Origin of the sequence: Shewanella sp. ANA-3 (assembly GCF_000203935.1) — a bacterium.
GTDB lineage: Bacteria > Pseudomonadota > Gammaproteobacteria > Enterobacterales > Shewanellaceae > Shewanella.
This window is the reverse complement of record NC_008577.1, coordinates 3,647,912-3,673,435: the sequence shown is the minus strand read 5'-3', so window position 1 is coordinate 3,673,435 and position 25,524 is coordinate 3,647,912. Positions and strand designations below refer to the sequence as shown.

Sequence of the window (25,524 nt, the reverse complement as noted above, 5' to 3'; positions counted from 1 at the left end):
CACATCAATAGGTTTGTCGCAATAGGTTCGTCGTAATAGTTTCGGCACAAGCACCAAGCCTTCAATGGGATAGGCTGACACAGACCTTTGAAACTTCCTCTGTAGAGAAGCGCTTAACGTTAACTCTTTCAGCCAGAGCTTGAATGAGTGCTGACTTGAAGTAAGTCGGCTAACGGGGAATCGTAAAAAGGCCAAAGAGACAAAGGCTAAAGAGGTAAAGCTTCGGCTTATAAGTGAGGGGGAGAGATAGAGAGATACTCGCTTAAATACTGAATAAACACAGCGTTTAGGGATAAGTGATAGCAGTAACTTGTTAAGCGATTGGCTGCTTATTGTGCCGCCAATCATCTGATGGATGTGTTCTTGTGGAATGCAAAGCGCTGATTTTTACAGGTTCGTGGACGGCAGATTTGCTTTTAAAAACTGGCTTTGTTCCCAGAGCAAGTGTTCGAGGGATTCCTTAGCCGCATAACCGTGTCCTTCAAAGGGCAGGATAACTAATCTTGCTTTACCGCCAAGGCCTTGAATGGCATCAAATAGTCGCTCAGATTGCAGTGGGAAAGTGCCTGAATTTTGATCCATCTCTCCGTGAACTAATAGCAAGGGGGATTTGATGTTATCGGCATAATTAAATGGTGACATTTGCTGGTAAATATCATTGGCTTGCCAGTAGTAACGCTCCTCATTTTGAAAGCCAAAAGGCGTTAGACTGCGATTATAAGCACCGCTACGGGCAATGCCTGCATAGAACAAATCCGTATGGGCGAGCAAGTTCGCCACCATAAAGGCCCCGTAGGAGTGTCCACCCACGGCGATTTGTTTGCGATCGGCAATGCCTAAATCGACCAAGGTATCGACAGCCGCCTGTGCGTTGGCAACGAGTTGCTCGCGAAAGCTGTCATTGGGTTCTTTATCCCCTTGAGCGATGATAGGCATAGAGACTTTATCAAACACCGCAAAGCCTTCAGCAACTAATGGGATCGGGCCCCTTGGGCTGATGCTGGGATATTGGTTGGCGCTAAAGCTGATTTGGCCCGCGACATCGGGATCGTTAAATTCCCGTGGATAAGCCCACATCAATACGGGTAAGGTACCTTGCTCCTTGGTGTAATTAGCGGGTAAGTAGAGAGTGCCTGACAGGGGCACGCCATCGGCTCTTTTGTAGGTGATCAGCTGCTTCCGCATCCCCCGATACGCACTCAATTCATCGGCCTGTTGGTAGAGCACACGTTCTTTGGCGCCATCGATTAACACGAGGCTTGGGGCTTCAGTCGGACTTTCACGGTTGATAATCAGTTGTAAGGGCTCAAGATTGAGCACATAGCGCACCGATTCTAATTGGTTGGTTGCAGATTGCCATAACAGTGAGGATTCTCCTGTGGCGAGTGAGGTGCGTTTTAAAAATGGCTTATCGCCTTGAGGCGATGCCCCTTGGCCGTTGTGAATAACCCCTGCGGTTTGTGCTTGCTGCACGCGGATCACTAGCCCTTTGCCTTGGGTATATTCTCTGGGGAATTTTCCAAGCTCTTGATATTTATCGCGTAGATTTCGCTCGTTCAAGGTATACAACGAACTTTCCCCAAGATGAGGGTCTAGGCGACTCAGTCGCAGTAACTGTGCTTTGCTATTGCGCTGGCTCACTAAGGCGATGTTATTTTCTGCCCAGTCGATATCGATGATCCGCCAAGGGGTTTTGGCGATGAGTTTGGCCTTTTGGGTAAAGGGGGCATCGAGTTGCCATAGGCTATCCCGTAGCGGCGCCTCTTGCTGGCTATCGCCCTGATCTAAAGCCTCAGTAAAGGCTAAGGTTGCGCCTTGCCCTTGAACCCAATGGAACATGCGAGGGCCGGGTAAAACTGAGTCTCTTCCTTGGGGCTTAGATTCTCCACTCTGGCTTTGGTGCAGTTGCGTAATGCGTTGACCATCAAGATTATAAATCTCTGTTAAGATTGGAAAATCATAATACTTTACTTGGGTTGAGAAGGGTGTAGTGAGCTGATGGGTTAAGATATATTGACCATCTGGCGACAGCGAAAAATCCTCAAAGATGCCCGGCGCAGCGATATTTGTCAGCTTGCCATCCATATCCACAAGGGCCAGTTGACTGGTCGTCAGTTGGCTAAAGCGTTGTTTGTCAGCGCTGGTTTTCAATAAGTCTTGATAGGTGCGCTGCGGGCTTTGTTTGCCCGAGGTTTCTTTGGTTTTCGGTGCGTAAAGGGTAGGAGCCATGCTTGCGTTGGTATTGGAGGCTATGACAAAGCGAGCAAGCAGGCTGTTATTGTTAGCCCATTGATAATCAAGGCTAATCGTGCCATTTAATCGGTTGTCTGACAGGCGCTTGTGGCGGTTTTGAGCGATGTCGTAAACATATAAGTAACCACCCTCTGGCGTTAGGCTGACATAGGAGAGGTAGCGACTGTCGGGGGAAAATTGCAGCTCGGTGATATCATGGCCACCGGGCAAGCTTATCAGCCGCTGCCGATTGTCCTGAATACTAATCAGCTTGAGTTGGTGGTAGCGCTGGGTGATACGGCTCGGTAAATATTGCTCGGCGGCGATACGTAATCCTGCCAACTTCTGCTCTGGCTGGGCCAGCGTGGCAATGCTCGGCGCTGCAATTGGGCTAAGTAATGCCAGCCACTGATGATCGTTTGAGAGTCTAGTTGTGAGAGCCGCGTTATGTGCAATGGTTTGTTGCAGTGCGGGGGAAGGTTTCTGGTAGTCCTGCGCTAAGGCGTTGGGGATAAAAATCAGGCATAGCATAGTCCAGATGCCGATCAAGGTTAAGCGAAGCATACTTGGGTTCCTAGTAAAGTAAATTACCCCTGCTGAGATGAGTTAACCGCAGGAGTAAGGCTTTGACTCTTATGTTGTTATTGGTCAATCAGTTGTAAGTAATCTGTTGCCGTATCGCAATCTATCCCGGCTCGTTTCTATATTGTTTAAATCTCTATTTTAGATTTTTAATTAGCTAATATTTTGAATTTTATATAGTTAGTTTAAAACATTGGATTGTCATCTTTGTTAAGTCTTAGGTAGTATTTAGCCACACGATGTACTCATTACCCTAACCATAAAAAGACGAATAGCGAAGGTGTGAGAAAAATGAAGGATAAGAGTAAGTTGGGTTTTTACTTGGGGAGTTGCCGTATTGACCCTTCCGATAACTCAATTTTATTTCAAACGCAGGGGGATGAAACCTCCTCAAATGAATCCGCTAAAGTGTCGCTTCAACCTAAGTTTATTGAAGTGCTTAGCTATCTTGCCCTGCGTTATCCTCATGTGGTTACCCGCGATGAGTTGATTACTCAAGTGTGGGAAGGCAATGCCTACGTCGGCACTAAGGCACTCACCAACGCGATTTGGCATTTACGGCAGCAATTATTGCCTCTAGACGTGGATGGTGGCGTGATTGAGACAGTGCGTAAGGCTGGCTATCGATTGTTGTTACCGCCTATCTACGATCAACTCGACGATACCGAAGAAGATTTACGGCAGACCACTGAGACTAAATTGCAACATGCCAATCAGCGTCTGCGTTTAATGGCGATGGTGCTGGGGGCCGTGGCTGTTGTCAGTAGCTTATTTATTGGTATGCATTTATATCAAGATAAACAGCGGATGACGGATACCCAAATGACGGTGCTGACTCGAGATCCGGGTTCGGAGCGTTATCCAAGGTTATCCCACGATAGGCGTTGGCTTGTGTATGGCGCGAGTCGTCCTGGGGTGACATCTAGCCTCTATCTTAAAGATTTTAAACGTGAAGATGTTCCCGCCCGTCAGTTAACCCCTTCAACATCGGTTGAGCTGCGTGCTGTGTGGAGCTTAGATGATACCAAGTTGTTTTTTGCCTCCCGCAGCCACGCGACGGGAAAGTGCACCATTACCCAATTGACTTTAGCGACCAATGAGATGTTAGCTCTGGCGCCCTGTAGCACGGATATGGCGGCGATAGATATTTCCCCCGATGGTCAATATCTTGCTTATATCTCCTCCCACGAGGCGGATAAAGTGGGAGGTATTTACCGCTTAACTTTAGCCAAAGCGGACGCTACGGCTGAAAGATTATCCTGCGAAAGCCAGTGTAATTATGAAGATAGAGATTTAGCCTTTAGCCCCGATGGTAAATGGCTCGCGATAGCGAGGCGCTTTAGTAATATCTCTGAGGATATTTTTATTCGCGACTTAGCCAATGCCAATGAAAAACGCTTAACCCAAGGACTAGAAGATATTCGCGGCTTGAGCTGGACGCCGAACAGTCAGGCGTTAGTGTTTGCCACGGAAGACTCTGGTAGTCGCAATGGTTTTACTATCGATATCGAAACGGCCCATATTCGGCCACTCGATGTCGAAGGTATGAGTTATCCGAGTAGCGTATCCGATGAGGGCGAGTTGGTTTATCACCAGTATCGCCGGCAATTCCAAATGGCGTATTTTTCCCTCGGGGATAAAGTGCCGGGCAGTTTGTTTCCGCTGCTGTATTCCGGTATTAGCCATCGTAATCCCCATTATTCCCCAGAGGCGGGTCGAATCGTTTTTGTCTCCAGCGATACTGGCTATAACGAGATTTGGACCTCGGATATCAAGGGGCAAAAACTAGAGCAACACACTCAGCTTAAGTCGCGTGTCGCTTACCCGCGTTGGTCACCCGACGGTTCTAAAATTGCCTTTATCGCCCCCGATGATCGCAATGAAGGCAATCGCATTTTTATTTTAGATTTAACCAATAAGAACATTACCGCCTTAGCCTCGAGTTATCACAACCATGGTCGCCCCAGCTGGAATTGGCAGGGTACTGCGGTATTCGCATCGACTAGCGACGGTATCACCGAGTTTTATTTAGATAACAGTGCGCCCAAGGTGATAAGCCCTCTGAGTATGGCGGTGGGGTTTGCCAAGTCGGCAACTGAATTGGTGTTTAGTCGTTACGGGGTGAATGGACTCTGGTTGATTAATCTCGCGCAGCCTGAAGAGGTAACACAGCTCATTTCCAGCAAAGTGTTTCGGTCTGGCAATAATTGGGCAATGACGGCGGACGGGGTGTATTTCAAATCCAGTAATGGCAATGAGCAGCGATTGAATTACTGGGAGGCGAGCAGCCAGCAAGTCACGCCACTCCTTAGGGTGCCCCGCTCGAGCCTAAGCGGGTTTGGCTCCATGACCTATATTCCGGAGTCAAACCGCTTAGTGATGACGCTCGATGGTTTTCCGCAGCGGGATATCATCTTACTTAAACACAAACTGCTTCAGTAGGTTTGAGCTTTACTTAGCGCTAAAGCGTCCGCCTAATACGGCTTCGCGGGAGGCGCCTGTCACCGCAGGCAGGTTGGCGGGCAAACCTAAATGGTGGCGCATTGCGAGCCACGCAAAGGCGATGCCTTCGGCCCATTTAGGGTCGACGCCCAGTGCAGAGGTGGTATCGATGTGATAATCCGGCAGTAGCGCCGCTAAGCGCTGCATTAACTCGCTATTAAAGGCGCCGCCACCGCAGACAAATAACTCTCCCACAGGGGCGAGTTTAAGGATATCGCGGGCGATACTGTGGCAGGTTAAATCGAGTAAAGTCGATTGAATATCCTCTTCATCCAATTGATTAAACTGTGATAATTGCTGCTCTAACCAAGCCTGATTAAACAACTCGCGCCCCGTACTCTTGGGATAGGCGAGGGAAAAATATGGGTGCGACAGCAACTGCGCCAGTAGCTGTTGGTCGGTTTTGCCCGAAGCGGCCCATTCACCGTCTTTGTCGTAGGGCTCATTTTTCACTTGCTGGATCCAGGCATCAATCAGCGTATTGCCTGGCCCAGTATCGAAGCCTAAGACCTCTTCACGATTCCCCGTCAGATAGGTGATGTTGGCAATGCCGCCAATATTGAGGATCACGCGCTTTTTACCGACTTGGGCAAAGGTTTGCTGGTGGAAGGCGGGTACTAAGGGCGCGCCTTGGCCACCTAAGGCAATGTCTTTACGACGAAAATCGGCAATCACATCGATGCCCGTCTCGGTTGCTATGGTGTTGGGATCGCCAATTTGCAGGGTAAAACCCACCTCAAGGTTTGGCATGTGGCGCACGGTTTGGCCATGGCTACCAATGGCAATGATGTCTTCTTTGGCTATCTGGGCTTTGGCGAGCAAGTTATTGACGGCGAGGGCAAATAATTTACCGACACTGCGGTCAAGGCGCCCAAGGCGGTTGATTTCATCATTGCCAGGCAGGCATAAACGCTGCAATCCCTTAAGCAAATGGCTCGGGATCGCCTCGGTATGCGTCGCGATAAGCTGTGGCTGCTCACCCGCAAAGTCGACTAATACCGCATCGACGCCGTCCATGCTGGTGCCAGACATCAGTCCAATATAATAAGCCTTGTTCATGTGAGGGGATCCGTCCGTCGTTATTGCATCGCCAATTGGGTTTGCTTGTTCTGTGAAATACTGGCCATCAACTGTTTGCTAAGCGCATCGAATTGTGGCTTTTCTTTACGGGCAATCGATTCGGCCTTAGGCAAATCAACCGTTCTTGGATTACGGTGTACGCCATTGACGATAAATTCATAGTGTAAGTGAGCGCCAGTGACGCGTCCTGTCTTACCTAAGGTGCCGATAATTTGCCCCTGCTTAACGCTGGCCCCTTTACTGACGTTGCGTTTGGTCAAATGCAAATACTTAGTCGTGTAGGTATCGTTGTGCTTGATGAACACATAGTTACCGTTAAATTGATTGTAGCCGGATTCGACAACTCGGCCATTGCCCGCCGCCTTAATGGGGGTGCCAATGGCGGCAACATAGTCAACGCCGCGGTGGGCCTTAACTTGCCCGGTTACAGGGTGTAGGCGTTTCGGGTTGAAGTTTGAGCTGACGTATTTAAAGTCAACCGGTGAGCGCAGGAAGGCCTTACGCATGCTAGTGCCGTTTTCGGAGTAATAGTTGCCATCGGTATAGCGAATCGCGGTGTAGCGCTCATCTTGGTTGATAAACTCGGCGGCGAGGATATTGCCGTTACGTAAAAACTCGCCTTCGGCATACTCCTGCTCGTAGATAATGGCGAAGCTGTCGCCTTCACGTAAATCCAAGGCAAAGTCGATATCCCAGCCAAACACGGTCGAGAGTTGCATAATTTGGTTCGCGTTTAAACCCGCATCGACGGCGGCATTCCAGAAGTTACTCTTGATTTTCGCACTGGTGAATTGGGTGCGGATTTCAATGTCTTTTTCGGAGATTTTCTCGGAATACTTATCCTGATCCTTAGTGATCACTAAGGTCGATACCGCATCGACACGGTAGCGCACTTCGGTTAAATCGCCCTTGGCATCCTTCGAAATCACAATTTCTTCGCCGGGGATGATTTTTAACAGATTTTGTTTGGCGAGCGGCAACTGGGTAATTTCATACACATCTTTGCTGGTGAGTCCCGCACGCTCAAATACTGCGGCTAAGGTATCGCCATTTTTCACATTAAAATGTTCAACGTCCCTATGGTGGGCGCTCTCTAAGGTTTCGCTGGCGGGCACATTGCCTGCGGCTAAGGCATCGGCCGAAGATAACGGCGTGGCGTTGGTGGATGCATCTTGCGATTGGCCCTCAACCCCTTCTGGACGCTCTGGTGAGCGAAAGGCTAAAGGAACATCGTAACGAGTATTGACTTGAGCTTGGTCTGCGACACCTTGAGTTTGTCTTGAAGCTTGTGCTTCTTCAGAGGGAAAGAGCAGGGTTATCGTAGTGATAACAGAAAGAATGCTGAGGAGAATTTGATGCTTTTTAGGCAACAATTTAAATAACGTTATAACCTTTCCCATGTGACGCCGATACCGATTACCTAAGGCTTGAATAATCCCGTTAGTGTACACACTTTCAATTGTGGTGGCTAACAAGTAACATAAGTCTCCTCATTTTATGATCATGGCCTTAGGAGTCCCCGCCGAGATGGCTGATTTAGACCAAGTATTAGCAGAAATTAGACGTGGTACCGATGAGATCCTACTCGAATCGGATCTGCTGGAAAAACTCAAAGAAGGACGTCCACTTCGTATCAAGTTAGGCGCTGATCCTACCGCACCGGATATCCATCTTGGACACACAGTAATTTTAAATAAATTAAGATTATTCCAAGAGTTAGGTCATGAAGTCATTTTCTTAATTGGTGACTTTACCGGTATGGTGGGTGATCCAAGTGGTAAAAACAGTACACGTCCACCTCTCACCCGTGAGCAAGTATTAGCCAACGCCGAGACCTATAAAGAGCAGGTCTATAAAATTTTGGATCCTGCCAAAACCCGTATCGAGTTCAACTCGAGCTGGTTAGAGCCATTAGGCGCAGCAGGGATGATCCGTTTAGCCTCGCAGCAAACCGTTGCCCGTATGATGGAACGTGACGACTTTAAGAAGCGTTATGCTTCGGGTCAGTCGATCGCTATCCACGAATTTATGTATCCACTGCTACAGGGTTATGACTCAGTAGCTCTGAAGGCCGACGTTGAATTAGGCGGAACCGATCAGAAGTTCAACCTGTTGATGGGCCGTGAGTTACAAAAAGCCGAAGGCCAAAAGCCACAAGCCGTGATTATGATGCCACTGCTTGAAGGTTTAGACGGCGTGAAGAAAATGTCTAAATCGGCGCACAACTACATTGGTGTGAGTGAGCCCACCAATGAAATGTTTGGCAAGATCATGTCAATTTCTGACGAATTAATGTGGCGCTACTTTGAGTTGCTGTCATTCCGTCCTTTGGCCGAGATTGAACAGTTCAAACAAGATATCGCCAACGGTGCTAACCCCCGTGATACCAAGATTGCCCTTGCGAAGGAAATCATCGCGCGCTTCCACGACCAAGCGGCGGCCGAGAGTGCCCATCAAGCCTTTATCGACCGTTTCCAAAAGGGTGCTATCCCAGATGATATCCCTGAGGTTGAATTAGCGGCGGGTGAAGGCTTAGCGATTGCTAACTTACTTAAAGATGCCGACTTAGTGGGTTCGACTTCCGATGCGATGCGTATGATCAAGCAAGGCGCGGTGAAGATGGACGGTGAGAAGGTTGATGATAGCCGTATGACCTTAAGCGCTGGTACGGTTGCCGTATTCCAAGTCGGTAAGCGTAAGTTCGCGAAAGTGACTCTGGTTTAAGCCGAATCGGATGTCACCATGTGAGTACCGCTTGTGAGTGCTTAAGACGGTTAATAAGTACTTACCAAGCAAGTAAAAAAGAGCGCCTAAGGGCGCTCTTTTTACTTCTGCCTTTTATCTAGGCAATCGTTTAAAGTGCTGTTTTTAAAATACCTTGTCTAAGGTGCAGTGCTGGCCTCATGCTCGCCAATATTGCATCTGTCGGTACCGAAATGCTGACCATCACGACACTTCCACGCCAGCTGGGCGGAATCCACTTGCCAGCGCTGGGCACTTTTCTTAAGCGACAGAATTAACAGCATTTGTGGGTGCTGCTGCGACAACTCACTCACTTGATAGGTAAACACGCCATTTTTGGTGGGCTGAGTGCGGACAAGGGTAAACTTTTTACCCGCATATTGGCTGCTGATGGCGGTGGGATCTTCGCTCCAGGCTTGATGTTGCTCTTGAGCGGCCCGCAGTTGCTGGTTGAAATGGCTTACGGGTTGCACCGCGTAGGACACAATAATCGGCTGCTGCGCCTGTGCATGGGGCGCGAGCATTAGGCCATTCAGGGCGAGTAGGGCAATCAGTCCAAACAACTTCATACAAACCTCATTGAAACGAAACGACCCGTGGGCAAAGAATGCCGCACCTCAGTCGTATTGACTCATTGTAGGTTTCGACTCGTTTTGAGGGCTCAAGTTTCAACAAAAGCTAAATTTTGTGACTACTGCATCGCTAATTGGTCTGACATGGTCTGGTAATCAATCAGATCCACATGCTCTGTGACCCTGTGATTACGCATATCGAGCTTAAGACTGGTGACCCCAGGAATGGCGACATCAATAATTTTTCCGGGTTTACCAAACTGCTCGCCGGGTCCCTTAAAGTGATAGTTACCAATCATCACCACGAGGGAGCCTGCGTTATACATATGCTCGATATTGAAATCATATTCGAGCACACCCTCGTGGGCGCGCTCGAGGAAATCGATAATAAACCGCCCACCCGTGTATTTACGATTGGCGGTTTTATCGAAGAAGACGGTATCACGGTTATAGAATTTGCCGAGTGTTTGATAGTCGTGCTCGGTTAGCGCGTTCATGTATTTTACGGCTAACTGCTGTTCTGCTGGCATTTCCCCTGAGTTAGCGTGTACAGACGCAGGAAACAAAGCCGGAACCCAAATAAGACAGACTAAAAGACACAATATTCGCAAACTATTCCCTCTTGGTTTTGAGATCAAAGGCGGGTAACGACAAATGCCATTTGATGGCGCATAGGCGAATGATTAAGGCACTGGTCATGGCTAAAAATAGTGCCGTTTTTTCGCCCATCCCGTAGGCAAGGCTTACGGTATAACCTATGCCGCCAACAATCGACGCCGTGGCATAGATTTCTGTGCGTAACACCATAGGGATTTGTCTGCACAGTAAGTCTCGAATAATGCCTCCTCCTACGCCCGTGATCAAGCCCATCACGACGGCAATCATGCCACTGAGTCCCATATTGAGGGCTTTTTCAGCACCAATCACTGTGAATAGGGCCAAACCTAAGGCGTCGGCGACAGGTAGCGTGTATTGCGGCATCTTGCGGGGGCGGCGCACTAACAGCAAACAAGCTAGGACTGTGGCGAGTATCACTATGATGTAGTTAGGGTCGCGGATCCAAAACACCGGCGTGGCGCCTATCAGCGCATCGCGAATACTGCCACCACCCACAGCTGTTACCGACGCGAGCACGATAACGCCAAAGGGGTCCATACGGTGACGCCCAGCGGCTAAGGCGCCAGAAAGGGCAAATACCGCCGTGCCACATAAATCGAAGAAGTAAATCCAGTGGCTCATTTACTCATCTCTTTGATGTGGATGTTCAGCGCGTCCACAGAGATACGAATTTCTATCACAGATAAAATCAGTGAATAGAGCAGCAGTAACAAGCTGGCACCGAAGATCACCGAGCCCGTCTTATTAAAACCGATATAGATGAAAATCATACAGAGCACACACAGGGCAAAGCTGGATACGCCCGCCTCCTGCATGCGGCGAATAATCCGGATCCGCTGGCTTAAGTTTTTAATCTGATCCTTATGCACGGGTTTGTCGCCGTTACTGAGCTGACGGATCAGCGCCGCCAGCGCAAAGAAGCGGTTGGTATAGGCTAGTAATAGCAGTGAGATTGCCGGAAATAGCAAGGCGGGAGTTGTTAATGAAACATGCATGTTTTCGAACAAGATAGTCAGCCTTTAACCTAATGTTAAGATTAAAGGCATCATATCACAGGGTTTGTAGCCAGCGTAAACCCGCCCAAATGATCGGAAGTAAGGTAATAAAGCTAAACCAGATAGCGCAGGCCCGTGAGGCGAGTTTTACTGCGGGGGCAATCATCTCTTGGTGCGGCTGTGGGCCATAGACTATCTTAGCCACATCAATGCGTTGCCCCGAAAACTTCTGGGGTCCACCCAATTCAATGCGTAAAATATTCGCCACTAAGGACACACTCATCACATAACCACGCAGGGCTGGATGATTTTTAGAGGTGCGAAACAGCAATGCTAAGGCCTTGGGGCCGCCTTGAATCGCAATCGACAGGCTCCATAACCAAGCGGGGATTGCCAGCAGCGTCGTAGAAATAACGTGCACCGAACTGCAAAAGTGCTGGTACTTAGGTTGAATGGGCGGCCAACTGAGTTCGAGCTGTTTAATCATTCTGACCGCCAGCACCATAGGGGCGCCTGCGATCGCAAAGAAGAAGATGGTCGATGCCGTGCCATAAATCGGCGCGGTAGCGAGCTTTTCTATCGTGGCCTTGGTTAAGCCGACTTCCGATAGATTATCCGTATCACGGACAATCCACGGCTGTAATAGCTTTTTTGCGCTGGCATTGTCCTCGCGCTTCAATGCTTTAGCGATTTCGTCGGCGACTTGGCTAAAGCCTGCATCCGTCAAACACAGATACAGAACTAAAAATTCGAAGAACCAAGGGAAAGCGGCGAGCTCGAGTAAAAAGGTGATAATTGCCCAGAAGGGAAACACTAGCAGCAACATGGCTAAAAAGCCGGCGGTTGCCTGTTGGCTGGGCGCGCGCCCAGGGCGATTGACTTTGGCGGCGAGCTGTTTGGCTAAGTGACTAAACCAAATTAGCGGCTGCATTTCCCTTGGCAATGGCGCTAAACGCGCCAGCAATAAAGCAAAGAAAAGTACCAAGAAGCCCTCAAACAAAGCGCCATCAATTTCGACAAGTTGTTGATAAAAAGAACTGTGCATCAGGTACTTTCCGCAATCATGCTTTAGTCAATTACTTTACTGAATTTGGATCTAATTGCTCAAGCAGCAACATCACCATCAGTGCCGAATGGTAGCCTGCCTTCACAATGTAAGAATCGAAGTCGACCGGAGAGTCGTTGTTGGCGTTGTCAGAGAGCGAGCGGATCACTACGAATGGCACGCCAAACTGGTGACACACTTGGGCAATTGCCGCACCCTCCATCTCACAGGCCGCCATGGTTGGGAAGTGCTCCAACATGGTTTTGGTACGTACTGGGTCGCAAATAAAGCTATCGCCCGTACAGATTAAGCCTTCAATCGCTTTCACTTCACCTAATTGTGCGATGGCCTTATTGGCGGCTTCGACTAAGTATGGCGCTGGGATAAACGCCGCAGGTTGCTGCGCCATTTGGCCAATTTCGTAACCAAATGCGGTCACATCCACATCGTGGTGGCGCACTTCGGATGAAATCACGATATCACCAATCGACAGTGAATCGGCAAAACCGCCCGCAGAACCTGTGTTGATTACCGCATCGGGGGCGTATTTCTCAATCAGCAGTGTGGTGGCTATACTGGCGGCGACTTTGCCAATACCTGAGCGTGTCACTACGACGTCTTTGCCAGCTAAGGTGCCTGCGATAAATTCAATGCCCGCAATCGTTTGTGAAGAGGCGTTTGTCATAGCCGCAATAAGATGGGCAACTTCTGGCTCCATTGCGCCAATAATACCAATTTTCATGGGAGACCCTTTTGATTCTACTGAATGTGTGATGCCACTAAAGCGTGGGATAACAGAATGGCGGCTAATATACCACAGTTATGCTTTGGCGTTATTGTGGGATTGCGATTGCTTGATTGGGATAGGATTAAATGCGCGGAAGATAAAAAAAATGCGCACCCTAAGGTGCGCCAAAATTCACAAGCAAATGGTGGACTCGTGGGTACGAGTCCGAGACTCACAGGTACAGCGGTACAACAAAAAACAATTAATCTAAGTAGTTAAGAATACCTTGTGCGGCATCACGTCCTTCGGCAATCGCGGTCACAACCAGATCCGAACCTCGGACCATATCACCGCCAGCAAATACCTTTGGATTGGTGGTTTGGAATGGGTTATCGGCCTGTTTACTGGCTTTTACTCGGCCCCATTGGTCTAGTTCAATGCCGTAATCGGCAAACCAAGGCGCAGGGCTAGGTTGGAAACCGAAGGCGATAATCACCGCATCGGCGTCGAGTAACTGCTCGCTGCCTTCAATCGCTTCGGCACGTTGACGGCCGCTGGCATCGGCTTTACCCATTTGGGTTTCAACGCATTCCACGCCCACTACTTTGCCATCCTGGGTTTTAATCGCCACGGGTTGACGGTTAAACAGGAAGTTCACGCCCTCTTCACGGGCGTTTTGCACCTCGCGGCGTGAACCAGGCATGTTGGCTTCGTCACGGCGATAGGCACAAATTACACTGCTGGCCCCTTGGCGCACGGCGGTGCGGACACAGTCCATGGCGGTATCACCGCCACCTAAGACCACCACGCGCTTACCGGCAAGATTCAGGTAAGGGGTGTCAGGATTACTGCTGCCCATCAGGTGATGGGTATTGCCAATCAAGTAGGGCAGGGCTTGGTACACGCCTTGGGCATCTTCGCCCTCAAGGCCCGCTTTCATGGCGGTGTAGGTTCCCATGCCGAGGAAGACTGCATCGTATTCCTCTAGCAGTTGGTTAAAGGCGACGTCTTTACCGACAGTGACGCCCAGCTTGAACTCGATGCCCATGCCTTCTAACACAGTGCGGCGAGTCGCCATCACGGCTTTATCCAGTTTAAAAGCCGGAATACCGTAGGTCAGCAGGCCACCAATCTGGGGATACTTATCAAACACCACAGCCTTAATCCCATTACGGGCAAGAATATCGGCACAGCCTAAACCAGCAGGGCCAGCGCCCACAATCGCGACCTTTTCCTTGCGTGGCGTGACCTTGCTCATATCAGGACGCCAGCCTTGGGCGATGGCGGTATCGGTAATGTACTTCTCCACATTACCGATAGTCACGGCACCAAAGTCGGCGTTTAGGGTACAAGCACCTTCACAGAGTCTGTCCTGTGGGCAGACGCGGCCGCAGATCTCGGGCAGGGTATTAGTCTCATGGACCAAATCCGCCGCTTCCATAATTCGCCCCTGCTGCGCCAGTTTCAGCCAGTTGGGAATATAGTTGTGCAGCGGGCATTTCCACTCACAATAAGGGTTACCGCAATCGAGACAACGGTCCGCCTGTTCAGTCACCTGAGCTTGAGCAAAGGGCTGATAAATCTCAATAAACTGAGTCGAACGCTTTGCTGCAGGGTGTTTAGTTGGGTCTTTGCGACCCACTTCAATAAATTGAAAATCGTTACTCATCTGCTATTACCCCGCTTTAACTGCTAGTTCCGGGCTCGATTGCTCTAATTTGAGCAGATCTGCAACGGCGATATTTTTCGGTTTCACTAAAACAAAGCAATCTAACCAGTTGGCAAAGTCGCTTAAGATCATCTTCGCGTGCTCACTGCCAGTCTCGGCCACATGTTCTTCAATCAAGCCTTTCAAATGCTGTTGATGAATCGGTGACTCGAGTTTTTGGGTATCGACAAGCTCGTTATTCACGCGGCGATTAAAGCGGCCAAATTGGTCGAAGATATAGGCAAAGCCGCCGGTCATCCCTGCGCCGAAGTTCACCCCGGTTTTACCGAGTACGACTACAATACCGCTGGTCATGTATTCGCAGCCGTTATCGCCTAAGCCTTCAACTACGGCAATTGCGCCCGAGTTACGTACCGCAAAGCGTTCACCCGCTTGGCCCGCTGCGAAGAAGCGTCCGCCAGTCGCGCCATACAGACAAGTGTTACCGACAATCGCGCTGCGCTCGCTCTGGAACGGACTCCCTAGCGGTGGATAAATCACAATCTTGCCGCCCGACATGCCCTTACCGACGTAGTCGTTGGCATCGCCGCAGAGCTTAAGTTCAAGGCCTGGGCTGTTCCATACCCCAAAGCTTTGGCCTGCACTGCCATTAAAGCTGAGTTTAATCGGTGCCTTAGTGCCTTTTACACCAAGGGTAGTTGCGATATAGCCCGATAGGCGTGCGCCCACTGAGCGGTCGGTATTGTTGATACTGTAAGCGGCATCGAAACACTCGCCCTTATCGACCGCACTCTGGCACTCGTTGAGCAGATGTTGGTTGAGTAAACCTAAATCCGCTGGTGGATTGGTTTCCTGCCAAGTGCGCGAAGTGCTGGCTCTGACCTTAGGTTGATACAGGATTGGCGCTAAATCGAGTCCACGTTGCTTATCAGTCTGGCCTTCTAAGGTATGTAGCCACTCACTGCGCCCCACTAAATCTTCGAACTTGCTAACCCCTAGCGTTGCCATCCACTCGCGCACTTCCTCGGCGACAAACTCAAAGTAAGTCATCACTCGCTCTGGTAAGCCGTGGTAGTGGTTATCGCGCAGTTTCTTGTCCTGAGTTGCAACACCAGTGGCACAGTTGTTCAGGTGGCAAATACGCAGGTACTTACAACCTAAGGCAATCATGGGCACAGTGCCGAAGCCAAAGCTCTCAGCGCCGAGTAAGGCCGCCTTGATAACGTCGGTTCCGGTTTTTAGGCCGCCATCGACCTGCAAGCGGATCTTATGGCGTAGGCCATTTTCCACCAGAGATTGATGTACTTCAGCAAGGCCGAGCTCCCATGGGCTGCCAGCGTATTTTACCGAGGTGATAGGGCTCGCGCCGGTGCCACCATCGTAGCCAGAAATAGTGATCATATCGGCGTAGGCTTTTGCTACACCGGTGGCGATAGTGCCGACACCAGGCTCAGACACTAATTTCACGGAGATCAGTGCCTTGGTATTAATTTGTTTTAAATCGAAAATCAGCTGGGCTAAGTCTTCGATAGAGTAAATATCATGGTGTGGCGGTGGTGAAATCAAGGTTACACCTGGACGCGCGTGGCGCAGCCCAGCAATTTCCACACTCACCTTATGGCCTGGCAGTTGTCCGCCTTCACCGGGTTTTGCGCCCTGGGCAACTTTAATCTGCAACACATCGGCGTTGACTAGGTAATGGGCGGTTACGCCAAAACGTGCCGAGGCAATTTGCTTAATCGCCGAGTTACGCTCGGTGTTAAAGCGGCGGGCATCCTCACCACCTTCGCCCGAGTTAGAGCGGCCGCCTAAACGGTTCATGGCGATGGCTAATGCCTCATGGGCCTCGGGGCTTAGGGCGCCGATACTCATGGCAGCACTGTCAAAGCGTGGGAATAATTGGCTGGCAGCTTCAACTTTATCCAGTTCAATTGCGGCTTGGTCAGCCTTAATGCCAATCAAATCCCTTAGGGTGGCGACTGGGCGGTTATCCACTAATTCGGCGAACTTCTTATAGGTCGCAAAATTCTTGTCGATTAATGACGCCTGCAGCGTGTTGACCACATCAGGGTTGAAGCAGTGGTATTCACCACCATCAACATATTTGAGTAAACCGCCCTGTGGCAGCGGCACATGGGCACGGTAAGCGGCCTTATGCAGCAACGCTTGATCTTGAGCGATATCCTCAAAGCTGGCGCCTTCGATACGGCTTACCACGCCTTTAAAGCAGAGTTCAATCACATCGCTGGCAATACCAATGGCCTCAAACTGTTGGCTACAACGGTAGGAGCCGACGGTGCTGATCCCCATCTTCGACATGATCTTACGCAGGCCTTTTTCGATGCCGTAACGGAAGTTCAGCATCAGTGCCGTGGTGTCGGTCAACTGATGGCGTTTCGCCAGATCTGAGATTGACTCATACACTAGATACGGATAAATCGCGGTAGCACCAAAGCCGAGTAGCACCGCAAAGTGGTGCGGATCCCGTGCCGATGCGGTCTCAACAATGATGTTGGTATCGCAGCGCAGGCTCTTACTCACCAGCATTTGTTGTACTGCGCCAACTGCCATGGCCGCTGGGATCACCTGCGCCGATTTATCAATCGCGCGGTCGGATAAAATCAGCAGCGTGGTGCCACTGCGAGCTAAACGCTCGGCTTCCGAGGTGATGCGGCGGATAGCGTGTTCTAAGCCTTCCTTCGGATCGTAGTTTAAGTCGACGATATTGGCGCGATAGTAAGTGCTATCTAATCCAAGTAATTGATTGAAATCACTGAATAATAATATCGGTGAGTTAAACATCACCCGATAGGCATGACCAGTGGTTTCGTTGAAGAGGTTCTGCTCGCGGCCGATACAGGTCGCCAGAGACATCACGTGCTTTTCACGCAGCGGATCGATAGGCGGGTTAGTGACTTGAGCGAATTTCTGTCGGAAATAGTCATAGAGCGAGCGTGACTTTTTCGACAATACGGCCATTGGCGTATCGTCGCCCATGGAACCTGTCGCTTCTTCCCCTTGTTTTGCCAGCACCCAAATCACTTGTTCAAGCTCTTCACGGGTGTAACCAAACTGCTTTTGGTATTGCAGCAGTTGCTCTGGGCTTAATTCGCTGGCGCCATGTTGCTCTGTTGCCAACTGCTCGGCTGGGACCAGAGTACGGCTGTTTTTTGCCATCCACTCTTTATAGGGGTGGCGACGCTTAAGGTCGTTATCGATTTCGAATGACTGGTACAGACGGCCATTGAGTGTATCTAACACTAACAGCTCACCCGGGCCGACGCGGCCTTTTTCAATCACTTCATCGGCGGCGTAGTCCCAAATGCCCACTTCGGAGGCGAGGGTGAGGATACGATCTTTGGTGATCACATAACGTGATGGACGCAGACCGTTACGATCCACCGCGCAAGCGGCGTGGCGACCGTTGGTCATTACGATACCCGCTGGGCCATCCCAAGGTTCCATATGCATGGAGTTAAAGTCATAGAAGGCTTTTAGCTCATCATCCATCTCTGGGTTACTCTGCCATGCTGGCGGAATAAGCAAACGCATGGCGCGGTATAAGTCCATACCGCCTGAGAGCAGCATTTCGAGCATATTATCGAGCGATGAGGAGTCAGAACCCGTTTCATTCACAAAGGGCGCCGCCTGTTGTAAGTCGGGCAGCAGTGGTGAATTAAACTTGTAGGCACGGGCACGGGCCCATTGGCGGTTACCGGTAATAGTGTTGATCTCGCCGTTATGGGCAAGATATCTAAAGGGCTGAGCGAGTGGCCATTTAGGTGAAGTATTGGTTGAAAAGCGTTGATGGAATAAACAAATAGAGCTCTTCAAACGGATGTCAGCAAGGTCGGGATAGAATGCGGGCAAGTCGGCAGGCATCATCAAGCCTTTGTAGACTATGACTTGGCCTGAAAGACTCGCGACATAAAAGTCTTTATCGTCAGTAATTTGTTGCTCTAATCGGCGGCGAGCCATGTAGAGGCGACGCTCAAGATCTTTCTCACGCCAGCCAATCGGGGCGTTGATCAGTACTTGATAGATTTGCGGCAGGCTCGATTTACCAATCTCACCCAATACCTCAGGATTGACGGGGACTTTACGCCAGCCGGCAATGCTTAAGGTTTCGCGCTCGAGTTCGCGTTCGAGAATAAACTTGGCTTGGTCGGCCAGTTCTTCATCTTGGCTTAAAAACAACATGCCCACGGCGAATTTGCGGCTCAGGTGCCAGTCATTTTCCGCGGCAATGGCTTCAAAGAATTGCAATGGTAGCTGCATTAATAAACCACAGCCGTCCCCAGTTCGACCGTCAGAGGCGATACCGCCACGGTGTTTCATGCGATCGAGGCCATGGATGGCGGTGCGCACGATACGATGGCTGGCTTCGCCATCCATTTGTGCAATCAAGCCAAAACCACAATTGTCCCGCTCAAAACTGGGATGATATAAGCTCATACAAAAACCTCCCTTGACCTCAACGAAATTACTACTCGGGGAGAAATGTAAAGACTTTCTATAGATATGCACCCGAACCACCCAAATTATCCTGAGATTAACCAAAGGTCAAACCAAAAATTTGCATAAAATATGGGTATTCATTCATGTTTCATACACAAAACACAATTACTTGACGTTAACGTTAACTGATTAAAGTTCTGTATAACATTATGAATAAAAAGAATTTTAAAAAATGTAAAACGATGGGGTTACTAAAATGTAACATCGAAATCGATTGTTTTTGATTTAGAAATAGTGATTTTTATTGCAAATACAGTGGATGTATAAAAATTTATAATAAATGAATTGTTATTCTATTTGCTTGTGAGTGAAATCACGGAGTGTAAAGACACTGTGAGCAATGACTCAGGTTTTAAGCTTTGACGCTGTGAATCTAACCGGAGTTTGATTTACCACCAAGAAAACGATGCTCGCTTTGTTTATCATGAGTTTTTTCATCTAAATACACGTCTTTATTTCTTCTTTTTTGTGATTTTATCTTGGTTATTTTTAATGAAACGACATGAAATTTGGCAGGCGAGCTAATGGGGCTCGATGCATACGTAAACACATTCGGTGCCGTGTGTAAGGCTAAATACGGCGAGCGCTTACGCAAGCTGACTATCGATGCAAAATTCACTTGTCCTAACCGCGATGGCACTCTAGGACGTGGTGGTTGCACCTTTTGTAATGTGGCCTCCTTTAGTTATCAGCAGGCGGAAACGCTCAGCATCAGTGAGCAGCTAGAACAAGGGAAAGCCCGTTATAAAGAGGCGAAACCTAAGCTGAATGCAGATAAGTTTATCGCGTATTTTCAGGCCTATACGAGCACCTATGATGAGTATCAAGTGTTGATGGCCAAATACGATGAAGCGGTCAAAGACAGTGAAATTGTGGGCCTGTGTGTTGGTACGCGTCCCGACTGTGTGCCAGATAATGTGTTAGATTTATTAGCCAGTTATCAGCAAAAGGGCGTCGATGTCTGGCTGGAACTTGGATTACAAACCGCCAACGATAGAACCTTGCATAAGATTAACCGTGGGCACGATTTTGCCTGTTATTGCGATACGGTTGCACGGGCCAGAAGCAGAGGCCTAAAAGTTTGCACTCACCTTATCTTAGGCTTACCCGGTGAAACTCACCTCGATTATATGGCGACACTGCAGGCGGTGCTGGCGCAGGGCGTCGATGGCTTAAAGCTACATCCATTACATGTGGTTGAGGGCAGTACGATGGCGAAAGCTTGGCGTGCAGGACGTTTACCCTTGCTCAGTATTGAGGAGTATGCGGCTTGTGTCGGCGAACTGGTTCGGCATACACCGAAAGAGGTGATTTTTCATCGGGTGACCGCCTATGCGAAAAAACCGATACTACTCGCGCCCGATTGGTGCGGCTATCGCTGGAATGGTTTAGTGGCAATTGTTGAGGATCTTGCGCGTAAGGGTGGACAAGGCGCTGCATTAGCGCGACCATAATGACCATATCGCTTGAAGGGATTCAGTTGGAATCGATTTATCGCTGAGAGTGTTTGAAATAGTTGATTTTTTGTTAAATAAAACATCATTTGACCACAAATGCTGCTATAAGTTGCACTGACAATTTTAGTGGGTATCATGTCATAAACGTGTTTTAAGCATTGGACTACTTAAGGGAGGCCTAGATGGCCACAGTTGAATTAGAAACAATCCTAGATCTCAATACGTTAGAACAGTATTGCAGTGCGATTGGTGCCGGAACTCTGCTAAAGAGTGTGGTCTTGTTTGAGCAATTAATGCCTGAGTATGTAGGGAATCTAGTCAAGGCTAACGAAGCTGCCGATAAGGACACTTTATGCGCCGAAGCTCATAAGTTTAAAGGTGCGGCGGGCTCAGTGGGTTTAAAACGTATTCAGCAAATTGCCCAGTTACTCCAACATGGCGAAGAAGCACGTTGGGAAGCTGAACATGGAACCTGGGTCGCGCAAATTGTTGAATTTGCAAGTGCCGATCTCCAGCAGTTAAAGCAATTCCTACAGGCTAAAGCTTAGTCTGTACTATGGAGGTGCAGCTGCAGGTTGCACCTCAATAACCTCTATTCCAGTCTTTATCCCTTCCGTTTGTTCTTAGTAAGCGCTCTCTTAGGTTTTCCTTTGATTGAAAATCGATTTTGCTCACAGTATTGAGCAATTCAGCCGCGTTTTAGTTGATAACTTATGCTAGAGTTGATTAAATTTATTAATTCATAACCTTAGTGGCAATCGATTAAATGAAAAATTTACCTAGCCTTAAGAATTTATTCTATTTGGTGAACCTTCACCAAGAGCAGAATTTTAACCGCGCCGCTAAGGTGTGTTTTGTCAGTCAATCAACGCTGTCGAGCGGGATCCAGAATCTTGAAGAACAGCTTGGCCATCAATTGATTGAACGTGATCATAAATCCTTTATGTTCACCGCTATAGGTGAAGAAGTGGTGCAGCGTTCCCGCAAAATCCTGACAGATGTGGATGATTTAGTCGAACTGGTGAAAAACCAGGGCGAACCTATGACTGGGGATATCCGCTTAGGTTGTATTCCAACCATTGCGCCATTTTTATTAAGCCGTGTGGTTAAGCAATGTCAGCAAGCTTATCCGGCGATGAGTTTGTTACTCAAAGAAGATACCACTGAGCGTTTGCTCGATGCCTTAGGTAAAGGGGAGTTGGACTTACTTATCCTCGCCTTGCCCGTGGATACCAGTGGTTACCATAGCATGAAAGTCGGGATAGACCCCTTTAAGATGGTGATCCATAAAGACTTAGTGGGTGGCATTCATCAGCCTATCGATTATCAGACCTTGCCCGATGAGAGTATCTTCCTGCTGCAGAGTGAGCACTGCATTACAGGGCATGCAATTACCGCTTGTCAGTTAGGTGACAGCGCGAAAGTGAATCCCTTTGCCGCGACCAGTCTGCACACTTTAGTGCAAATGGTGGATAGCAAGTTGGGCACTACCTTCTTACCGCAAATGGCGATCGATGCTGGCATCTTAAATGATACCGATCTAGTGGTGATGACTCCGCCAGGTGAAGCGCCTTACCGTGATATCGGCTTAGTTTGGCGACAAACAACCAGCCGGATTTTGACCTTCCGTACCTTAGGTTTGCTTATTCAAAAGCTATTAACCAAAGAAATCGAATAATCGCTGTAAGTTAAAATAGCTAGGATATTAGAGAGGGGAAACACCAAACACTTCAATCGAGTGTTGTTTCCCCTTTAATTTGACTGGACCCAAATTGGTTAAGCGGTATTCGCTATTGGGATTGTCGAGTCGGCCCGCCAGCGCACCAGAGATCAGCATGCGTTGCCCCAGTGGATTACACTGATCTTGAAGTCTGGCTAAGGTATTTAGCACATCACTAAAGAAGCTAATTTCTTGTTTTTGCACACCAACCACAGCAGCGACCACTTGTCCACAGTGCGCTGCCGCCTTAAATTTGGGCACAAAGCCATAGTGCTCTTCAAAGTAACGTCGCTGCCAATTTAACTGCTGGCTAAATTCAAAATAGATATTCATGCAGCGGTCGTGCACTACGCCTTCTTCTAACGGCCAGTGGATCAATACGGCATCACCCATATAACGGTAAATTTCGGCTTCGTTATTGGTCACAGTATCGGATAGCAGGCTAAAGCTGTCTTGAATCAGACGGCTAAAACGGTAATCCCCGAGGGATTCGGCGTGGGTTGTCGAGGCAACCATATCTAAATAAAGGAATAAACGCTGCTCGTATCGTGGTTTATGGTATTTACCTAAACCAATATTGAGCAGAATACGCGGCCCAACCAAGAGTGCCATTTGTTCGACAAAGGCTAAGCTGACCCGTACAACCACTAAATAGACAATGAGCGCTTGGAAGGATGGACTATAGAGAATATGCGCCGTGAGCATTTGTCTTAGGGTCGACATATGATTTTCAATGGCCCACATATTCAAGAACTGGGTCATATAGGCTAAGGTGGTCGCCCCGAGTAGCAGGAACAAACCTTTAAAAATCACTGAGAATACATAGGGAAGACGATTGATGGCGCTGAAGTCGGCGATCAGGTTTGACATCCAATGTAGGCTGCCAAAAATGATGCCCATGTAGACGGCAAGCGTCGCGAGATCGGCCGAACCGACAGCCCATTGTGGTAACTCCGGCGACTGTGCATATCGGAAAAACACGAACGCAGCCATGGCTATCGCCCAAGCTAATATCGCAAAAAGAAGTTTTTTCGCTTGTCTACGTGCTCTCACAACGGGTTTTGTATCCGAATACGACCATATATTTCAGGATGCCGTAGTTTATAGAAAATCATCACTAGAGTGCCAGTGATATTTGTGATCTGGATCAATCCAACGCTATATAGCTACGAAAATTTAACCAAATACCTTATTTAATAGCATGGCGGTAAAAGCGGTCTTTAAATAGAAACCACGTGGATTGGTCATTTTTAGGCTACCGTCCTCGGCAATGCTCTGTGTCAGCGCCTTACTGTTGGCGGCTTTAGGGCGCAGTTGCAACACTTCGCCATGCCTTGCAGTGAGTTTTTCCACTTTACCTAAGGCGATAAGTTCCATTATCTCCTCCCAATCCTGTTGCAGTAACCTTTGCTCTTGGAGATCAGGTTCCCACAATATGGGGGTACCGACTCTACGATCTCCCACAGGAATATGCCGCTCTCCCTCAACGGGTACCCAGAGTACACGCTGCAACTTGTGACACACTAAGCTGTCCTGCCAGGTTAAGCCTTCGATATTGGTAAGCGGCGCCACACACACATAGGTGGTTTCCAGTGGTTTGCCTTTGCTATCGATGGGAATGGTTTTTAGCTCTACACCGAGGTGGAGAAAATCCTGCTCGGGTTTTGAGCCGGCCGTCGCACCTAACTCCATTTCAATGAGTTGTCCGACCCAGCCCTTATCTCGTTTCAGATCCTTAGGCACAGCAATCCCCCGGTGAGCAGCAATTTGAGCCAAAGAGATGCCGGCCATCATATTGGCACGTTCGAGCAGTTCGCTCAGATTTTGAGGGGGGATTATCGGTTTCATAAGGCGAATTTTACTGGAAAATAGGTGCTTAGCAACAGAGGTTAAAAATTAAGCACTCAAAAAAGGATAAGATTGTACTCACAGATAAATCTGTAAGTGTATGATTTTAATGTTAGTTGTAGGTTTGCATTCCAATACCTGTGAAAGTGTTCAAAGTTACTCTCGGTTTTCCCTTGCGTTTCTCACATATTTATCCACAGATATTATGGATAACTCACAATGCAGTGGGCTTTAACCGATTAAAAATCGTGAGTCAATGGTAAAAAGAGGCATTTTTCCAGGGGAGTGTGGGTAATTTGGGGTGAGCTCTGTGTATAACATTTAGGTGTTACTCGGATGAAATCGCTTAATTTGCATTAGGTTAAAAAGTGAGCTTTTTAATTTTTGAATCACCGGTTTGTATACTGCTAACGCGTAACTTTATAATTTTTATGTTTTTATTTTATTTAAGTAAGCGGGCTGCCATGAATTATATTTACTGTTTTTTGAACGATATACCTAGTTTACCCGAGTTTCAAACAGAGATATCCACAGAAAATGTGGATATCCCCAAGCTTGAACCCCTTGGATTGTTGATAAAGTAGTAAGTTGAAGGTATTTATCCAAAAAATAGCTGTAAATAGAGGTTTGCTGAGAGACTGGCTTTGTGAAACAATCGGTTTATTAAAAGTTATCCTTATTTGGAGTCCATGTGATTGATAGCGACGGCTTTCGCGCAAATGTGGGCATAATAATTTGTAATAGATACGGCCAAGTCATGTGGGCCAGACGATTCGGACAACATTCATGGCAATTTCCTCAGGGCGGTGTCGATGATGGTGAATCGGCCGAAGAGGCGATGTACCGTGAATTGTATGAGGAAGTAGGCTTAAGACCCGAGCATGTCACTATATTAACCTCGACCCGTTCTTGGTTAAGATACCGCTTGCCCAAGCGTTTAGTGAGACAGGACAGCAAGCCTGTGTGCATTGGCCAAAAACAAAAATGGTTTCTGTTACAACTCAAAAGCCAAGATAGTGCGATTAATTTAAGTTCCTCAGGCCACCCTGAGTTTGACGATTGGCGTTGGGTAAGTTATTGGTATCCCGTGCGGCAGGTTGTCTCATTTAAGCGTGATGTTTATCGTAAGGTAATGAAAGAGTTTGCGGTAACGGCATTGTCATTCCAAACCCAGGAAATTCCGAGGAAGCGGGTAAGACAAAGAACAACGGGCTGAT

19 protein-coding genes are annotated in these 25,524 nt (G+C 48.5%); 6 read left to right on the top strand and 13 right to left on the bottom strand.

Annotated elements, in window-relative coordinates; genetic code table 11:
• Window positions 1–387 precede the first annotated feature (387 nt).
• Complete coding sequence (locus SHEWANA3_RS16070) at window positions 388–2,796, bottom strand: prolyl oligopeptidase family serine peptidase (RefSeq protein ID WP_011717905.1); 2,409 nt, start codon at window positions 2,794–2,796, stop codon at window positions 388–390.
• Window positions 2,797–3,105: 309 nt separating this feature from the next.
• Here SHEWANA3_RS16070 and SHEWANA3_RS16065 point away from each other — a divergent pair, with 309 nt between their 5' ends.
• Window positions 3,106–5,256, top strand: a complete 2,151-nt coding sequence (locus SHEWANA3_RS16065; RefSeq protein WP_011717904.1) for a winged helix-turn-helix domain-containing protein — start codon at window positions 3,106–3,108, stop codon at window positions 5,254–5,256.
• A gap of 9 nt (window positions 5,257–5,265) precedes the next feature.
• Here SHEWANA3_RS16065 and SHEWANA3_RS16060 read toward each other — a convergent pair whose 3' ends face one another.
• Complete coding sequence (locus tag SHEWANA3_RS16060; protein WP_011717903.1) at window positions 5,266–6,375, bottom strand: anhydro-N-acetylmuramic acid kinase; 1,110 nt, start codon at window positions 6,373–6,375, stop codon at window positions 5,266–5,268.
• Window positions 6,376–6,395: 20 nt separating this feature from the next.
• Window positions 6,396–7,796, bottom strand: a complete 1,401-nt coding sequence (locus SHEWANA3_RS16055; RefSeq protein WP_011717902.1) for a peptidoglycan DD-metalloendopeptidase family protein — start codon at window positions 7,794–7,796, stop codon at window positions 6,396–6,398.
• Window positions 7,797–7,923: 127 nt separating this feature from the next.
• Here SHEWANA3_RS16055 and tyrS point away from each other — a divergent pair, with 127 nt between their 5' ends.
• The gene (gene tyrS, locus SHEWANA3_RS16050) at window positions 7,924–9,120 is read left to right on the top strand and encodes a tyrosine--tRNA ligase (protein WP_011717901.1); all 1,197 of its coding nucleotides are present in this window, start codon (window positions 7,924–7,926) and stop codon (window positions 9,118–9,120) included.
• 158 nt (window positions 9,121–9,278) lie between these two features.
• Here the strand turns inward: tyrS and SHEWANA3_RS16045 are convergent, their stop codons facing one another.
• From SHEWANA3_RS16045 to gltB, 8 genes are all read right to left on the bottom strand, one after another.
• The gene (locus SHEWANA3_RS16045; protein WP_011717900.1) at window positions 9,279–9,707 is read right to left on the bottom strand and encodes a hypothetical protein; all 429 of its coding nucleotides are present in this window, start codon (window positions 9,705–9,707) and stop codon (window positions 9,279–9,281) included.
• Window positions 9,708–9,829: 122 nt separating this feature from the next.
• A complete protein-coding gene (locus tag SHEWANA3_RS16040; RefSeq protein ID WP_011717899.1) occupies window positions 9,830–10,321 on the bottom strand; it encodes a nuclear transport factor 2 family protein in 492 nt (163 codons plus the stop codon).
• A 1-nt stretch (window position 10,322) separates the two neighbouring features.
• On the bottom strand, window positions 10,323–10,949 hold the full coding sequence (locus SHEWANA3_RS16035; RefSeq protein WP_011717898.1) for a trimeric intracellular cation channel family protein: 627 nt from the start codon (window positions 10,947–10,949) through the stop codon (window positions 10,323–10,325).
• Window positions 10,946–11,323, bottom strand: coding sequence for a DUF2721 domain-containing protein (locus tag SHEWANA3_RS16030; protein WP_011623626.1), 378 nt, complete (start codon window positions 11,321–11,323; stop codon window positions 10,946–10,948). Before SHEWANA3_RS16030 ends, SHEWANA3_RS16035 begins: the two co-directional genes overlap by 4 nt.
• A gap of 55 nt (window positions 11,324–11,378) precedes the next feature.
• Complete coding sequence (locus SHEWANA3_RS16025; protein ID WP_011717897.1) at window positions 11,379–12,368, bottom strand: cobalamin biosynthesis protein; 990 nt, start codon at window positions 12,366–12,368, stop codon at window positions 11,379–11,381.
• A gap of 31 nt (window positions 12,369–12,399) precedes the next feature.
• The gene (locus SHEWANA3_RS16020; protein ID WP_011717896.1) at window positions 12,400–13,110 is read right to left on the bottom strand and encodes a 5'-methylthioadenosine/adenosylhomocysteine nucleosidase; all 711 of its coding nucleotides are present in this window, start codon (window positions 13,108–13,110) and stop codon (window positions 12,400–12,402) included.
• A 247-nt stretch (window positions 13,111–13,357) separates the two neighbouring features.
• Window positions 13,358–14,764 (bottom strand): FAD-dependent oxidoreductase, encoded by a 1,407-nt coding sequence (locus SHEWANA3_RS16010; RefSeq protein ID WP_011717895.1) that lies wholly within the window; start codon window positions 14,762–14,764, stop codon window positions 13,358–13,360.
• 6 nt (window positions 14,765–14,770) lie between these two features.
• Complete coding sequence (gltB, locus tag SHEWANA3_RS16005) at window positions 14,771–19,219, bottom strand: glutamate synthase large subunit (RefSeq protein WP_011717894.1); 4,449 nt, start codon at window positions 19,217–19,219, stop codon at window positions 14,771–14,773.
• 587 nt (window positions 19,220–19,806) lie between these two features.
• Here gltB and SHEWANA3_RS16000 point away from each other — a divergent pair.
• The 3 genes from SHEWANA3_RS16000 to oxyR all read left to right on the top strand — a co-directional run bounded on the left by SHEWANA3_RS16000 (window position 19,807) and on the right by oxyR (window position 22,417).
• On the top strand, window positions 19,807–20,736 hold the full coding sequence (locus tag SHEWANA3_RS16000; protein ID WP_011717893.1) for a TIGR01212 family radical SAM protein: 930 nt from the start codon (window positions 19,807–19,809) through the stop codon (window positions 20,734–20,736).
• A 185-nt stretch (window positions 20,737–20,921) separates the two neighbouring features.
• Window positions 20,922–21,287 (top strand): Hpt domain-containing protein, encoded by a 366-nt coding sequence (locus SHEWANA3_RS15995; protein WP_011717892.1) that lies wholly within the window; start codon window positions 20,922–20,924, stop codon window positions 21,285–21,287.
• A 218-nt stretch (window positions 21,288–21,505) separates the two neighbouring features.
• Window positions 21,506–22,417 carry a hydrogen peroxide-inducible genes transcriptional activator OxyR gene (gene oxyR / locus SHEWANA3_RS15990; protein ID WP_011717891.1) on the top strand — a complete coding sequence of 304 codons (912 nt, stop codon included), beginning with the start codon at window positions 21,506–21,508 and terminating at the stop codon, window positions 22,415–22,417.
• 27 nt (window positions 22,418–22,444) lie between these two features.
• Here the strand turns inward: oxyR and SHEWANA3_RS15985 are convergent, their stop codons facing one another.
• Window positions 22,445–23,512, bottom strand: a complete 1,068-nt coding sequence (locus SHEWANA3_RS15985) for an adenylate/guanylate cyclase domain-containing protein (RefSeq protein WP_041412723.1) — start codon at window positions 23,510–23,512, stop codon at window positions 22,445–22,447.
• A 123-nt stretch (window positions 23,513–23,635) separates the two neighbouring features.
• The gene (gene mutH, locus SHEWANA3_RS15980; protein ID WP_011717889.1) at window positions 23,636–24,307 is read right to left on the bottom strand and encodes a DNA mismatch repair endonuclease MutH; all 672 of its coding nucleotides are present in this window, start codon (window positions 24,305–24,307) and stop codon (window positions 23,636–23,638) included.
• A gap of 691 nt (window positions 24,308–24,998) precedes the next feature.
• Between mutH and rppH the strand changes: the two genes are divergently transcribed.
• Entirely contained in the window at window positions 24,999–25,523 is a 525-nt protein-coding gene (rppH, locus tag SHEWANA3_RS15975; protein ID WP_011717888.1) for an RNA pyrophosphohydrolase, read from the top strand.
• Window position 25,524 lies beyond the last annotated feature (1 nt).